This is a genomic window from Flavobacterium procerum, from assembly GCF_042431625.1.
Lineage (GTDB): Bacteria > Bacteroidota > Bacteroidia > Flavobacteriales > Flavobacteriaceae > Flavobacterium > Flavobacterium procerum.
In genome coordinates, this window is the sequence record NZ_JBHLYW010000010.1 from 718,612 (window position 1) to 732,137 (window position 13,526).

Genomic DNA, 13,526 nt, shown 5'->3' on the forward strand with positions numbered 1-13,526 from the left:
TCAACATCTGTTCCAACAGATTGTTTTTTTAAAACTGGCTGCAGAATTAAATATCCTAATAACATTTGTGTAAAAGTTGCAAATAAAAAAACCATTCCTACGATTTCAAAATTCTTTTTTTTAACTATTAATAATATCAGATATAAGGAAGCTGATATTCCAAAAAAAATTGAATAAAGAAATTCGAGACTGTAATGAAAATTCTGGATGTTAATTTCAAACATAAAGAAAATTGCTTTATGAAGTAAGTAAGCAATTAAAGTGAAGCAGAATAGTCGAAAAAAGGGTTTGTAATTTTTTAAAAGCATTTGAGATAAATTTTATGCAAAGATGCAACTTTTATCTAAGGCATTTAAGTATATGATTACTTCGTTTTATTTATATCGTTAACCTGACGAATAACGTTATATAGAGCAACTCCCACTCCTAACATTACGAAGATTGTGTTGTAATATATCTTGGGGCTTGGATGATTTTCATCAAGCCAAGTCCCAAAATAAGAAAAAAGAAAAATTATTACCCCCATTTGGAAAGGAATATTTATAAGGGCAAACCATTTTCTTCTATTATTATTCGGCTCCTTTTCCATCTTCTAACATTATAACCTGATTAGCATGTTCCAACATTGTACAGGTTGCTGTAAAATCGGCTCCGGGTTCTATCGAAAGTTTTCCGACTAAAACCTCGCCGTGAATTTTTGCGGTTGCTTTTATGTTTAGAATTTCTAACACTTTTATTTTTCCGTGAAATTCACCTTCTATGTCTGCATTGTTACAGATAATTTCTCCTTTTATAGATCCCATTACACCAATCACAAGTTTTCCTTGCGAGGTAAAGTTTCCTATTAGTTCACCGTCTAGTCTAAAGTCGGCTTTTGAGACAATGTCTCCAACAATTGATGTTCCTTCTACAATTCTGTTTGTTTTTCCTAATTGTTCAGTTCCGTTTTTTTTTACTTTTTCAAACATGGCTATTATGGGGTTTTCGGCGTCAAATATGCATCTAAATTTTTCTTGATCTGAACTATTTTGTAATTCTCACTTGATATAATAATTGCCGGATGAGCAATTTTATATTTATCATCGTCTCTTAAAACTCCGGCAACATCTCTGGCATAAGCTTCAGATTTTAAGCCGTGAATAGCGACAAAGCTTTCTGTTTTATTGTATTTATCAAAGGAAGTCGTCAATCGTTCAAAATTTTCCACTAATAAAAATACTTTAATCGCTTCTTCTATTTTTTTAAGTGTCTTCAAATCGTTGTTTGGTATCGCATATACAATTTTCCAGTTTCTTGCGTCGGTTGTTGTAAAAGCAAGTTTCTCTAAAACTGGAACTTGTTTTTCGAGAATCTCTCTAGCGCTTTTTCCTTCTTCGCTGTTCGGATAATTATCTGCAACGTTTTCAAGTCCTTTTTTATAAGCTTCTAAACCATAAACTTTTCCTAAAGTATTGGCTTTAAGAAGTTCATACTTCGACACAATATCATCTCCTGAATATTGGTTGATGAGATTGTCAATATTAGCCAAGACTTCATCAAAATGTTCTTCTTCAAAAAGTTTGTACCATTTTTTATATTCATGATCCGGACTTGAATCAGAATCGTCTGTTCCTGTTTTATTTAAAATTTGCGCATATCTCGAATTCGGATATGTTGACGTTATTCTGGATTTGATTTCGGCGGCTTTTGACGGATCTGTAATTTCATAAATCTTATACAAATTGTACATCGCCGGAAGCACTAACTTTTCTTCTGGATTATTTTGCAGCAATTGCTCAAGTTTGTCGCTGGCAAGTTTATATTCTTTAAACTTCTCCTTATATATAAGTCCTAACTGATAATAGGCAAAATTGCGTTCCTTTCCGATGCTGTCCATAACTGGCACTGAAGTCGGAAGCTGATTTTCATAAAATGCCGTCGTATATTTTTCTGGCACAATAGTATCGTTTACTGTATTTGAAATATCTGCACTACTAATGGTGTCATTCATTGCAGCATCATTTGCAGACCTTAAAGCTGCCAATCGCCAGTTACCACCAACGGTTCTGTTTCCCCACATTTTTTTAAACTGAAGTTTTCCGTAGGCAACCGTAGTTGGATTATAGAAATAAAATGTGCTTACAGCATCGTTCCCGCTTGGTGGCATAATGCTTGGTCCGCCCATATCGGGAGCTTTTCCTAAAGACTGCGGATTGACCGCTCCATTACCTGGATCTGCCTGAGAATTCCGATCAATATTCGCTAGTTTCTCTTTTTCTTTTTCTTCTAGAAGACGTTTGGCTTCATCTTTCTTTTTCAGCTCAGCAATATAATTTTCAAAGTAAGTTTTTCTTTCTGCAACTGGCAGATTGTAGACTTTTATAATACTGTCATTACGTTTGGCAATGGCTTCATACTTGATTACATTATCCAGATTTTTTCTGTTTTTTTCTATAAAAGCATATTCCCTTGTTTTCGGGTCCAATTTTACGAGCGTGCTGTCATAATATTTTGCTGCCATCGTATAATCGGTGTTTTTAAAATACATGTTTCCGATATTTCGATAAGCAGAAGCCATCAGATAAGGATCTTTAGATTTTCTTCTTAACGACTTATTGTAAAATTCCAGTGCACTTTCTTTATTTTTTCTTTTATCGTAAAACACTCCCATTTCATAAAAGAGCACATCATAATAAGGACGATTTTCTCGATCTTTCGTCAACTTGTTATATATTTTTAAGAAAATAGTATCATTGCCGTTTTCATAATCAAACAATTGCGCTTTTTTGGCATACGCATGCATCATGTATTTACGATCTGCTTTTCGGTTCAGATCAATAACACCGTCGTAGAAATATATGGCACTGTCTCGCTTTTCATGCTCCTGATACATCTGTCCGAGAATAAATCGGTATCTGGCACGCTCTTCATTTTTTCTAGTAAACTGTTCCGCAACACGAAGTCTGGCGACAGCACTATCCTTTTCTTCAAGATTTAAAAAAGCCTCTGCCAGCAGTGCATTTGCGTCAGCAAAAGTCTGTTTATTTAAATCAGCCTTTTTTAATAAGAGCTTGATGTTTTTTACAACAAGTGCGTCATTTCCTAAACGCATATTGGTTTTTTCGCGCCAGATTTTTGCGGTGTAAATATTACTGCTGTTCGGATATTTATAAAGAATATAATTGAATGCTTCGATGGCAGGAATAAAACGCTGATCGTAATATCTTGCTTGCCCGAGCATCAGATAAGCTTCGTCTATCTGGTAGTTTCGCTCTCTTCCTCCAATATTCATGGAGTGTTTCTGAATCGCTTTTGTAGCTTTAGTTTCTGCTAATTCAAAATCAGGGTTTTTAGCTTTTTCTTCTCCTCCAAAATTTTCATCAAACTGCATTTTTTCAATAGGCAGTACTTTCCAAAAATTATCGTGATCATCCGCCTGAATCGATTTCAATCCTTTTTCAAGACCAATACCGCCATTATACAAAATGTTATATTTTGTGCTTAAGGCATGCGAATTCCTATTCACAAAAGTATTATTCTTGGTAGAACATGCTATCAAAAAGAATAAAAAAGCAAAAACAAAACTATATTTAAGAATATTCTTTTTCAATAGAGAAGGAATTTTAAAACCATTAACTTCTAAAAAGTAATTTTAGTATATTGCTTGTAAAAATAAACTTTTTTTGAAATATAGAATGTTAAACTGCAAAAAACGATTCGAGTTCCTGCAAGGTTTCTGTAGAAGTCTGAATGTCTTTTACCACCTCTCCTTTATGAAGCGCAACAATTCGGTCACAAACCTCCACGGTATGCTGTAAATCGTGGCTTGAGACCAAAACGGTAACATTTGGATCATCTGCCAGTTCTTTAATAATTTTTTTTAAACGGCTTACCGTTGTTGGATCCAAATTTGCAAAAGGCTCATCTAAAATTACAACTTCAGGATTTCCGATAAGTGTCGCAATTATGCCTACTTTTTTTTGGTTTCCTTTAGATAAATCTCTCAGGTATTTTTTATTCTTTAAAATTTCTCCGTTAAAAAATTCTTCGTGTTTAGCCAACAGCGCATCGATATCTGCTTTGTTCTGATTTCGAAGATCACCAATAAAATAGAAGTATTCTTCTGGAGTTAAATAACTGATTAAGAAACTTTCATCTAAAAATGAACCTGTAAAAGATTTCCATTTTTCGCTCATATTTACCTGAATGTTTTGGTTAAGAATTTTTCCGCTTGACGGCTGAATCAAATCCAGCAACAAACTGAAAAAAGTGGTTTTTCCAGCACCGTTATTTCCAACCAAACCAAAGCTCTGACCTTTAGGAATTTCAAGATTTTGAATGTTTAAAACTGTAGTTTCGTTATATTTTTTTGAAAGTTGATTAACTTGTATCATGATAATTTTAGATTTTAGATTGTTGATTTTAGATTAATTATCAAATTGACTCTTTTTCTAATTATCTAATTAACTCTTTTGTTTGTAAGCACTTATCGTACTGTACTTTTCTATTTTATATCTTTTTTCGATTAATGAAAACACTTTGTCTTTAAAGATGAACCCTAAAACTCCAGCTCCAGAGACAAGTCCTAGGGCTATCATTTTATTTCCGTAATAAAATCCGACAGCGTAAAGTCCTAAAGGCAACAGAATTTTTGGTAAAGTAAGCAACATCGCACTGACATTGAAGGCTTTTTTATCACCAAAAGCACCGCCCGCAGAACTTAAATCGATTGGCGTTTTTGTAAAAGCACCGCCCAAAAGGACCAAGTGAGAATTGACTCCAATATTATAAATGGCACCAACGACAATAGTGAGATAGACTTCCCATCCAAAAAAAAGATAAAATGAAGCCAAGATTGTTGAAACAAAAGTTGCAATTACAATAAGCCACCATTTTGAAGTGATGTAACCTCGATAAGGAATATTCTGTGTCATCATGAGCTGATAATACGAACTGTCCCAGCTCGGTACAAACTGCCCAAAGACAAATAAAAAACCTCCCGAAACGAATATTCCAGCAAAAATGTGCATCACAGGTTTATCATAAGCTTCTATACCTCCTGAAAAAAACAATAGTCCGTAAAACAAAAAGATAAAACTTAGAAAAATAGTGGTTTTAGATCTTTTGTTTCTTTTGATTAATCTGATATCGTTTTTAAGAAATGTACCAACAGTACCAAACTGATTGAGCCAAGAAAGGTTTTCTGTCGAGGCGACATCATGTTTCACTGCAAGTCCTGCATCTAGATATAAATTATTTTTGAAATACTTAAAGGTGAAAAAATATAAACTAGCTAATACCAAAATCGGAATTAAAAATAATCCGTCCACATCATAAAGGCTTTGAAAAAACGGACTTGTGATTGTTGTGATATCAAAAAATTTATAATATTGGGCTCCAGCAAGAGTAAGAATCAGTACAATAAATACAGCAAACAGTTTATCGATATTACTCAAAATAATATTCAAAAAATTATTGATGTAAATAAAAGCCATTACGCCCAAGTGCCAGAAAATTATCTCAATTACATCGTAACCATTTAAAATGAGTACAACAGAAAATGGAACAAAAAAAAGCGCATGAACCCAGTTAAAAAAAGATAAAATTGTTTTTCCTAAAGAAAAATGAACAATGGTGTTTTTCTGAAACGTAAGCACCAATAAGGGTTTAATATTTAAAACCGGAATTGCCTGCAGTAATAATCTAATTACCAGATCAAACAGAAAATAATAAATTAAAAATCTGTTAATGGTTTGCAGCGGTTCTAAATTCATTTTTTGAAGCACATAAAATGCCCCTACTCCCATGCCGATAAAAAGCAGTGAAAAATAAATCATTAAAAACCCAATTAAAATCTTAATTGCGACATTGGTGCCAAATGAAGCAGATCTAATAAAGGCTTTCCATTCGAGATAAATAAATTTTGAAATCATGGTTATTTGATTTTGTTTTTCAGTAAGTGACCAAATGTAAGAAAACGTTACAAAAAAAGTTAAAAAAAATAATTTCGTGCCTGTCGTTTAATAGTGGTTTGCTACTTTTGCAAAAAAATTCGATCATGCCATCATTCTTAAAACTTATAATTAAAGAGGTAAAACGCGAAACTCCAGATGCTGTTTCTGTTCTTTTTAATGTTCCCGAAGAACTAAAACCTGACTATAAATTTATAGCTGGACAATACATAAATTTAAAATTAACTCTTGATAATCAAGAAATTCGTCGTGCTTATTCGATTTGCTCTTCACCAGACAGCGGTGAATTGAGAATTGCCGTAAAAGCTGTAAAAAATGGTTTGTTTTCGCAATTTGCTAATACAAAACTAAAAGCAGGAGATGTCTTAGAAGTTGGCCAACCAGAAGGAAAATTTACTTTTGAACCCGATGCCGAAAGACAGAAAAATTATGCCGCTTTTGTGGCAGGAAGTGGAATTACGCCCGTTCTTTCTATTTTAAAATCTGTTTTAAAAAATGAACCAAAAAGCTCATTTGTATTGGTTTACGGAAACAGAACTCCCGAACAAACCATCTTTCATCAGGAATTACACGATTTACAGTTGCAATATGTAGGAAGACTTTTTGTACATTACATTTACAGCCAAGCAAAAGTAGAAGACGCTTTGTTTGGAAGAATCGAAAAATCAACGGTAAATTTCGTTTTGAATAACAAACACAAAGAACTTGAATTCGATAAGTTCTACCTGTGCGGTCCAGAAGAAATGATCAATACGGTTTCGAATGTTCTGAAGGAAAAAAACGTAAAAGAATCTGCTATCAAATTTGAACTTTTTACAGCTTCTTCACAAGAAAATGAAATTAAAGGCTCGCAAGAAGGACATACAAAAATAACGGTTTTAGTTGACGATGAAGAGACTACGTTTGAAATGTCTAAAAAACAGACTATTCTAGATGCTGCTCTAAAACAGGGAGTTGACGCTCCTTACTCTTGCCAAGGCGGTATTTGTAGCAGCTGTTTAGGACGTGTTACAACAGGAAGTGCCGAAATGACGAAAAACTCTATTTTAACAGACAGCGAAATTGCCGAAGGTTTAATTTTAACTTGTCAGGCACATCCAACATCTGATACGATATATGTAGATTACGACGATGTATAATCTATAAAAATTCAAAAAAATATAAATTCCAAATTCCAAACTTACAATTGGAATTTGGAATTTTTTTATTTGCATATTTGTCAAAGTTTGGAATTTGGAATTTTTAAAATTGGAATTTATAAATGAAATCAATTCGAGAAATATTTAGAAATAATCAATCCCTTTTGGAAGAACCAGAAGTTATGCAACTTGTCGATTATTGTTCAGAATTGCAGGATGAAATTGTGGAACTCAAATTTCAAAAAACAGATAATAAAGAACTTGCCATGCTCGACATGATCAAAGAGGTCATAAAAGGATGTGATGCCATAGAAAAGGAACAAATGGAACATGAGCGTTATGGCTATGATGCGCCTAATTATCAGGAAACAATCGCAAATCTAAAAAGTTATATTTACCGTCGTTGCCAAGATGAAAAGATTTGGTTGTAATTGAAATAAAATCAATATTTTATCGAAATATTGCCAAATTTTCATTAAATTAGAGGTGCAATTATGGTAATCTCAATCTCACTAGTTTGAGAATTTGTAGAGCTCAATCAAAATTTGTCAAACATTTAAACATTAAATATCATGACAGCTCACGTACAACACTTTCATTTATATCTATTTATTATGCTGGTTGTAACTGCTTCGCTATGCATTTTGGCAGTTATTATAAAAATGAAAAACAGAAAAGGTCCCAAGTTGCTCGAAAGAGAAAAATACAATTCAACTATGACCGAAAAAATGGTAGAAGTAAAAAAGACAGATTCGAATATTTTTAATATCTGGCCTTATGTAAGTAAATTAAAATCTGCTAAAGTTTTATCTAAAAAAATTAAAGATAACGACCTAATTTATAAAATCTACAGAGATTCATCAGAAAAATTCGAACATATTTTATTGTCGACCGAAGACAAAAATAACTTTGTGACAATTATAGTAAACAAAAAAAGAAGAAAAACAATAGGATATTCTTTCCTCGATTCTAATGAACAATACGATTTAAGTAAAAATATTGCCTAACGATTAAAAAAAACTTCTCCATAAAGAGAAGTTTTTGATTTTTATGAAAGTTGCTCTACAACTTTGTCAATAACCTGCTGTGGCAGAATCGTTCTCATAGCATCCTCATAACCTTCAACAATTTTATTTCCGTAAACAGAAGTTGGCAATTTTGGATATTGATTTCTATCAGATGTTAATGCATTTTCTAAACTTTGGTTAAACGGTAAAAATCCCGCATACGGATGTGTCGCGCCCCAAAGCGTTACCACTTTCACTCCAAGCATTGCTGCGATATGAGCATTTCCAGAATCCATAGAAAGCATGACATCTAGATTACTGATCAATTGTAATTCCTGTTGAAACTTGATTTTGCCCGCCATATTGATTACATTTTCAAAAGGCTGTGCAAGAGAATCCAATATTTCTATTTCTTTTTTTCCTCCACCAAAAAGCAAAATTTTATAGGTTGAAATTTCGGCCAATTTTGCAATTACTTCTTGCATTAAATCCAAAGGATAAACTTTAGAATCGTATTGTGCAAAAGGTGCAATTCCGATTATTTTTTGATTCTGATTTCCGATAATTTCCATAATTTCAGAACTTAAAACTGCTTTTTCAGGAAATACTGGATTGGATAAATCTAACGGAAAGCCAAGTGCTGAAAACACTTTTGCATGTCTTTCGAACATCGTTTCCAATTGCTTGAAAATCTTGTTTTCAACTCTCGTCAATTCTTTTTTTCCTTCACGTCCTTTATCAACAGTTGCTCTTTTTTTTCCGCTTAAAGCGAAAAGCAAACTCACAACCTTCGACCTTAAAACGTTATGAAGATCTGCAAAAGCATCGATTTTCAGTTTCTTTAGATCTCTGAATAATCGCAAAAGTCCTGGAAATCCTTTGTGTCTTTCTTTTTCATCAAAAGCGAAAAACTCGAGATTCGGAATTCCGTCAAAAAAAGGTTTGAAAAATGGACGAGAAACAACGGTTAATTTCACCATTGGATACTGTTTTACAAAAGCGCGTAAAACAGGAACCGTCATGGCGACATCTCCCATTGCGGATAGTCTCATGATGGCTATATGTTTGATTTTTGAAGACAAATTTGTTGTTTTAAAAATTAAATAGTAGCAAAATATTGTAAAATGTGATGTTTTATTGGTCTTTTCATTTTAAGTAAGTTGCTATACATAAACTATTTAAAATATATCAACTCCAATTTTTTCTGGTTCTTTACTTTATAGCCCAGATTGTAATGAAAATCCCGGAGCAAAAAAAAATAAAGTTTCTTGTTTAAAAAAAGCGACCAACGGAAGCTCTTTTTTGAACAATACAAACTCTATTTTTTTGCGAGGAATTGAAATGGAAAGCTGGAAATAGCTTCAAAAATTATTTCTTATTTTGGTATAAAACAGGGTTCAAATCATCGTCATTGTACATTTTCATTTGTTTGTACACTTTCATGAATTTATCTCCGTTTTCGATATCTGTCAATAATTCTTCGATTGCTGTAGATAAATCGGTCCTTTGTTCTAAAAGGATATTTAGTTTTTCTTGACATTTATCTCTGTGCTCTTGAGAAGCCTCTGCACGATTTGCTTCTTCGTGCATATGATAAATTTTTAAAGCCAAAATAGATAATCTGTCGAATGCCCAAGCCGGACTTTCAGAATTGATTTTTGCTCCATCTTTTGCTTTTACATCGCTGTATTTCTGCAAAAAGTAACTATCGATATATTCAACCATATCCGTTCTTTCCTGATTAGAAGCATCGATTCTTCTTTTCAAAGTTAATGCTGCAACCGGATCGATCTGCGGATCACGGATAATATCTTCAAAATGCCATTGAACAGTATCAATCCAGTTTTTTAGATATAATAAGTGTTCAAATTTATCTTTTGGATATGGATTATTTATTGGCTGGTCAACATTATCAAATTGATGATAATCTTTTATACTTTGTTCGAAAACAGAATATGCTAATTTTGAAAACATGTTTTTATTTTTTTAGATATACAAAGATACTTTTTATACTTTTATGCTGCGAAAAAAAGCAATTATTTTTCGTTTTCTTATCTTTATTCGTTAATAAATTAAAAAATCATCATGAAAATTCATTATATCTCTGAAAACAATAGTGTTTTAAATCATTTTCTAGGACAAATTAGAAATGTAAATGTGCAGAATGACAGCATGCGTTTTAGAAGAAATATTGAACGCATTGGTGAAATTATGGCATATGAATTAAGCAAAATTCTGCCTTATAAAAATGTTGAAATCGAGACTCCGCTAGGAATAAAAAGGACAACAGAAATCGATACCGATTTGGTTTTATGTCCGATTCTAAGAGCAGGATTGCCACTGCATAATGGTTTTTTAAATTATTTTGATCATGCCGAAAACAGTTTTGTTTCGGCCTGCAGACATCATCCAAACGGCGATGACGAATTTGAAATTTTAGTTGAATATCAGGCTATTTCAAACCTAAACAATAAAACCGTTCTGCTTCTTGATCCGATGCTTGCAACCGGACAATCTATAGTAGCTGTTCACCAAAAATTAATTGAAAATGCAACTCCTACAGAATTTCATATTGTAGTCGTAATTGCTGCTCCAGAAGGAATTGCCCATTTAGAAAAAAATCTTCCTGAGAATTGTCATCTATGGGTTGCTTCTTTAGACGAAAAACTAAATGAAAAAAACTACATTGTTCCTGGTCTTGGCGATGCGGGCGATCTTGCTTACGGAAGCAAGTTATAACTGCGAGAAAAATGTAAATAAACTACAGGCAATCAGTACATAAAATGCAATTTCATTATTCAGTTTCTGCTGCATATACTCAACATGACTTGTTGCCATAATTGTTAACGGCGCAATACTAAATAATAATAAATCATTGCTTTTGTTTGGTGAAATAATATAAACGAAGGCTGCTATAAAAAAATACGCTACAATTTTCTTGAATGAAGAATGTACAATCTGTGGTCTGTTTGATAATGTCATTAACATTGAAGTCACAAAAAACAAGGCAATCGCCGTATAAATTGAAAGTGCTCCGTTTTCGTAATTGTTTTTGAAATAATCAATTCTAAAATCGACCAAAGCTCTTTCTTGAAAGAAATCTACAACATCAAAATTAAAAATCAAAGAAGTCATGTAGAATAAAATAGCTACTGCCAACAGAGAAATAAAAGGTAAAACCCAGTTTCTATAATCTCTAGAAACGTGAAAAATAATCGAAATATATACCAATACCAAGAAGAGAATACTCCAAAATTGAAATAAAGCGGCTACGAAAATCCAAAATGAGGCGTCAAATATTTTTTCTTTTGAAGCTTTTAGAGATTGTAGTGAAACTAATCTTCGAAGTGCCAACAAAATAAAAAAGTTCGCATAGATAACATTCGAATTGTTAAATAGGGTTGGAAAAAATAAAAGAAATAATAAGTAAAAAAATATCGCGTAACCATTGTCTTTACTGAGTCCGTTCTTTTTTACGATGAAATTAATCATAAAAAAAGAAGCCAAAATAAAGCATAACAAACTCACTTTTTGGAAAGCCAAAAAATAAGAAGAAACCCAAGACGGGTCTTTAATTTGGAACATAAAAAAGAAAACCAGTATTAAAATTACAACCAATGAATAATTTAATGGTGTAGATTTTTTAAAAACACTTGTTATCATAAGGATATTTTATACTTTTGTGATTGTAAAGATACTACTTGTTTAAAATGAAAAACCGAACAAGTCGAAAAAAGATTCTATAAATCGAATTTTATCTTCAAAGCATTACACAACAATAAATAACATATAATTTAAAAGAATTATGACAGCTTTTTTCGAAGGAATTCAATACTTATTCGTTAACATCTTGTTTGCTCCTCTTGACTTTTTACGTCGTTTGGAATTGATTACATGGTTTGGTGCAAACACTATTAACTGGATTTTCATGATTATCTGCTCTGCAGCAATCGTATATTGGATTAAACAATTACGCATTTTTGATGATGCCGGAACAGAAAACCAAGATACAACAGCTCATTCATTTTTAAAATAAAAAACCAAACCCTTACTTAAAAGGGTTGGTCAATTTATCTTTTAAATTAGATCGAAGCCGATATCTTTTCTAAAATACATCTTATCAAAGCTTAGTTTATCTATGTTTTGATAAGATTTTTTTATGGCCTCCTGGAAATTATCTCCATAAGATGTTACAGCAATTACACGCCCTCCATTAGTAACGACATTTTCGCCATCTAATTTTGTTCCCGCGTGAAAAACTATAGAATCTTCAATATTTTCTAAACCAGAAATCACTTTTCCTTTTTCGAAATCTTCAGGATATCCACCAGAAACAACCATTACAGTTGTTGCGCTTCTTGAATCAACTTCTAAATTAAAATCTCCTAATTTCTGATCTGCAACAGACAAAAACAATTCAACCAAATCAGATTTTAATCTCGGAACTACAACTTCTGTTTCAGGATCTCCCATTCTAACGTTATACTCAATAACAATTGGTTCTCCTTTTACATTGATTAAACCAATAAATACAAATCCTTTGTATTCTATTCCGTCTTTCTGGAAACCTTCGATTGTTGGTTTTACGATACGCGTTTCAATTTTTTCCATCAAAACTGCATCCACGTAAGGAACTGGAGAAACTGCTCCCATTCCACCTGTGTTTAAACCTGTATCGCCTTCTCCAATACGTTTGTAATCTTTTGCTGTTGGAAGAATTTTATAGTTTTTTCCGTCAGTTAAAACAAAACAGCTTAATTCGATTCCGTCCAAAAATTCTTCGATAACCACTTTTGAACTTGCTGCTCCAAATTTTGCATGAACTAGCATGTTTCGTAATTCGGTTTTCGCTTCTTCAAGATCCTGAACAATCAAAACACCTTTTCCTGCCGCTAACCCGTCAGCCTTTAAAACGAAAGGAGGTTGTAACGTTTCCAAAAATTTGCATCCTTCTTCAACTGTTTCGGCAGTAAAACTGTCATAAGCTGCTGTCGGGATATTGTGTTTCATCAAGAATTCTTTTGCAAATTCTTTACTTCCTTCTAATTGAGCACCTAATTTAGATGGTCCAATAACCGGAATATTTTTTAAACTTTCGTCGTTTTTAAAATAATCGTAAATACCTTTTACCAACGGATCTTCAGGTCCTACGACTACTAAACTTATATTTTCTTTAAGTACTAAAGCTTTTACGGCTTCAAAATCTGTCGCAGCTATTGCTACGTTTTCAGCGATTGCAGCAGTTCCTGCATTTCCTGGTACTACAAAAAGTTTTTCGCAAAGCGGACTCTGAGTCATTTTCCATGCAAATGCATGCTCTCTTCCGCCCGATCCCAATAGTAAAATTGTCATGGTGTTGTTGTATTTAGTTGTGGTGCAAAAATACTTGCTTTTGCACGTAAAAAATAATTAAATCTTCAAAAAGTTGT

At 32.8% G+C, this 13,526-nt stretch carries 14 protein-coding genes; 5 read left to right on the forward strand and 9 right to left on the reverse strand.

Going from position 1 to position 13,526, the window contains the following annotated elements:
* Positions 1-364: 364 nt before the first annotated feature.
* The 5 genes from ACFFLS_RS17560 to ACFFLS_RS17580 form a co-directional block, all read right to left on the reverse strand.
* Positions 365-589 carry an AtpZ/AtpI family protein gene (locus tag ACFFLS_RS17560; RefSeq protein WP_379684211.1) on the reverse strand — a complete coding sequence of 75 codons (225 nt, stop codon included), beginning with the start codon at positions 587-589 and terminating at the stop codon, positions 365-367.
* A complete protein-coding gene (locus ACFFLS_RS17565) occupies positions 570-968 on the reverse strand; it encodes a bactofilin family protein (protein ID WP_379684210.1) in 399 nt (132 codons plus the stop codon). Before ACFFLS_RS17565 ends, ACFFLS_RS17560 begins: the two co-directional genes overlap by 20 nt.
* 5 nt (positions 969-973) lie before the next feature.
* Positions 974-3,589 (reverse strand): type IX secretion system periplasmic lipoprotein PorW/SprE, encoded by a 2,616-nt coding sequence (gene porW / locus ACFFLS_RS17570; protein ID WP_379684209.1) that lies wholly within the window; start codon positions 3,587-3,589, stop codon positions 974-976.
* A gap of 88 nt (positions 3,590-3,677) precedes the next feature.
* Positions 3,678-4,373 carry an ABC transporter ATP-binding protein gene (locus tag ACFFLS_RS17575; RefSeq protein ID WP_379689550.1) on the reverse strand — a complete coding sequence of 232 codons (696 nt, stop codon included), beginning with the start codon at positions 4,371-4,373 and terminating at the stop codon, positions 3,678-3,680.
* 69 nt (positions 4,374-4,442) lie between these two features.
* Positions 4,443-5,912: a DUF5687 family protein gene (locus tag ACFFLS_RS17580; protein WP_379689553.1), complete on the reverse strand. Its 1,470-nt coding sequence runs from the start codon at positions 5,910-5,912 to the stop codon at positions 4,443-4,445.
* Between the two features lie 125 nt (positions 5,913-6,037).
* Here ACFFLS_RS17580 and ACFFLS_RS17585 point away from each other — a divergent pair, with 125 nt between their 5' ends.
* The 3 genes from ACFFLS_RS17585 to ACFFLS_RS17595 all read left to right on the forward strand — a co-directional run bounded on the left by ACFFLS_RS17585 (position 6,038) and on the right by ACFFLS_RS17595 (position 8,097).
* Positions 6,038-7,090, forward strand: coding sequence for a 2Fe-2S iron-sulfur cluster-binding protein (locus tag ACFFLS_RS17585; RefSeq protein WP_379684208.1), 1,053 nt, complete (start codon positions 6,038-6,040; stop codon positions 7,088-7,090).
* Positions 7,091-7,212: 122 nt separating this feature from the next.
* A complete protein-coding gene (locus ACFFLS_RS17590) occupies positions 7,213-7,521 on the forward strand; it encodes a hypothetical protein (protein ID WP_379684207.1) in 309 nt (102 codons plus the stop codon).
* Between the two features lie 141 nt (positions 7,522-7,662).
* Positions 7,663-8,097 (forward strand): hypothetical protein, encoded by a 435-nt coding sequence (locus ACFFLS_RS17595; protein ID WP_379684206.1) that lies wholly within the window; start codon positions 7,663-7,665, stop codon positions 8,095-8,097.
* A 41-nt stretch (positions 8,098-8,138) separates the two neighbouring features.
* On the opposite strand, the gene ACFFLS_RS17600 is transcribed toward ACFFLS_RS17595, so the two are convergent.
* Positions 8,139-9,149 carry a glycosyltransferase family 9 protein gene (locus ACFFLS_RS17600; RefSeq protein ID WP_379684205.1) on the reverse strand — a complete coding sequence of 337 codons (1,011 nt, stop codon included), beginning with the start codon at positions 9,147-9,149 and terminating at the stop codon, positions 8,139-8,141.
* Between the two features lie 316 nt (positions 9,150-9,465).
* Positions 9,466-10,071, reverse strand: coding sequence for a DUF4254 domain-containing protein (locus ACFFLS_RS17605; RefSeq protein ID WP_379684204.1), 606 nt, complete (start codon positions 10,069-10,071; stop codon positions 9,466-9,468).
* Between the two features lie 111 nt (positions 10,072-10,182).
* Between ACFFLS_RS17605 and upp the strand changes: the two genes are divergently transcribed.
* Positions 10,183-10,836 carry a uracil phosphoribosyltransferase gene (gene upp / locus ACFFLS_RS17610; protein ID WP_379684203.1) on the forward strand — a complete coding sequence of 218 codons (654 nt, stop codon included), beginning with the start codon at positions 10,183-10,185 and terminating at the stop codon, positions 10,834-10,836.
* Here upp and ACFFLS_RS17615 read toward each other — a convergent pair.
* Entirely contained in the window at positions 10,831-11,760 is a 930-nt protein-coding gene (locus ACFFLS_RS17615) for a DUF6427 family protein (protein WP_379684202.1), read from the reverse strand. The two genes, upp and ACFFLS_RS17615, sit on opposite strands and share 6 nt — an antisense overlap.
* Before the next feature lie 142 nt (positions 11,761-11,902).
* Here ACFFLS_RS17615 and ACFFLS_RS17620 point away from each other — a divergent pair, with 142 nt between their 5' ends.
* A complete protein-coding gene (locus ACFFLS_RS17620; RefSeq protein ID WP_025571310.1) occupies positions 11,903-12,133 on the forward strand; it encodes a DUF6341 family protein in 231 nt (76 codons plus the stop codon).
* Positions 12,134-12,174: 41 nt separating this feature from the next.
* Here the strand turns inward: ACFFLS_RS17620 and purD are convergent, their stop codons facing one another.
* Positions 12,175-13,449 (reverse strand): phosphoribosylamine--glycine ligase, encoded by a 1,275-nt coding sequence (gene purD, locus ACFFLS_RS17625; RefSeq protein WP_379684201.1) that lies wholly within the window; start codon positions 13,447-13,449, stop codon positions 12,175-12,177.
* Positions 13,450-13,526: the final 77 nt, after the last annotated feature.

Coding starts and splice junctions, on each gene's coding strand:
- ACFFLS_RS17560 (WP_379684211.1), bottom strand. CDS start 589: ATGGAAAAGGAGCCGAATAATAATAGAAGAAAATGGTTTGCCCTTATA.
- ACFFLS_RS17565 (WP_379684210.1), bottom strand. CDS start 968: ATGTTTGAAAAAGTAAAAAAAAACGGAACTGAACAATTAGGAAAAACA.
- ACFFLS_RS17575 (WP_379689550.1), bottom strand. CDS start 4,373: ATGATACAAGTTAATCAACTTTCAAAAAAATATAACGAAACTACAGTT.
- ACFFLS_RS17580 (WP_379689553.1), bottom strand. CDS start 5,912: ATGATTTCAAAATTTATTTATCTCGAATGGAAAGCCTTTATTAGATCT.
- ACFFLS_RS17585 (WP_379684208.1), top strand. CDS start 6,038: ATGCCATCATTCTTAAAACTTATAATTAAAGAGGTAAAACGCGAAACT.
- ACFFLS_RS17590 (WP_379684207.1), top strand. CDS start 7,213: ATGAAATCAATTCGAGAAATATTTAGAAATAATCAATCCCTTTTGGAA.
- ACFFLS_RS17595 (WP_379684206.1), top strand. CDS start 7,663: ATGACAGCTCACGTACAACACTTTCATTTATATCTATTTATTATGCTG.
- ACFFLS_RS17600 (WP_379684205.1), bottom strand. CDS start 9,149: ATGAGACTATCCGCAATGGGAGATGTCGCCATGACGGTTCCTGTTTTA.
- ACFFLS_RS17605 (WP_379684204.1), bottom strand. CDS start 10,071: ATGTTTTCAAAATTAGCATATTCTGTTTTCGAACAAAGTATAAAAGAT.
- upp (WP_379684203.1), top strand. CDS start 10,183: ATGAAAATTCATTATATCTCTGAAAACAATAGTGTTTTAAATCATTTT.
- ACFFLS_RS17615 (WP_379684202.1), bottom strand. CDS start 11,760: ATGATAACAAGTGTTTTTAAAAAATCTACACCATTAAATTATTCATTG.
- ACFFLS_RS17620 (WP_025571310.1), top strand. CDS start 11,903: ATGACAGCTTTTTTCGAAGGAATTCAATACTTATTCGTTAACATCTTG.
- purD (WP_379684201.1), bottom strand. CDS start 13,449: ATGACAATTTTACTATTGGGATCGGGCGGAAGAGAGCATGCATTTGCA.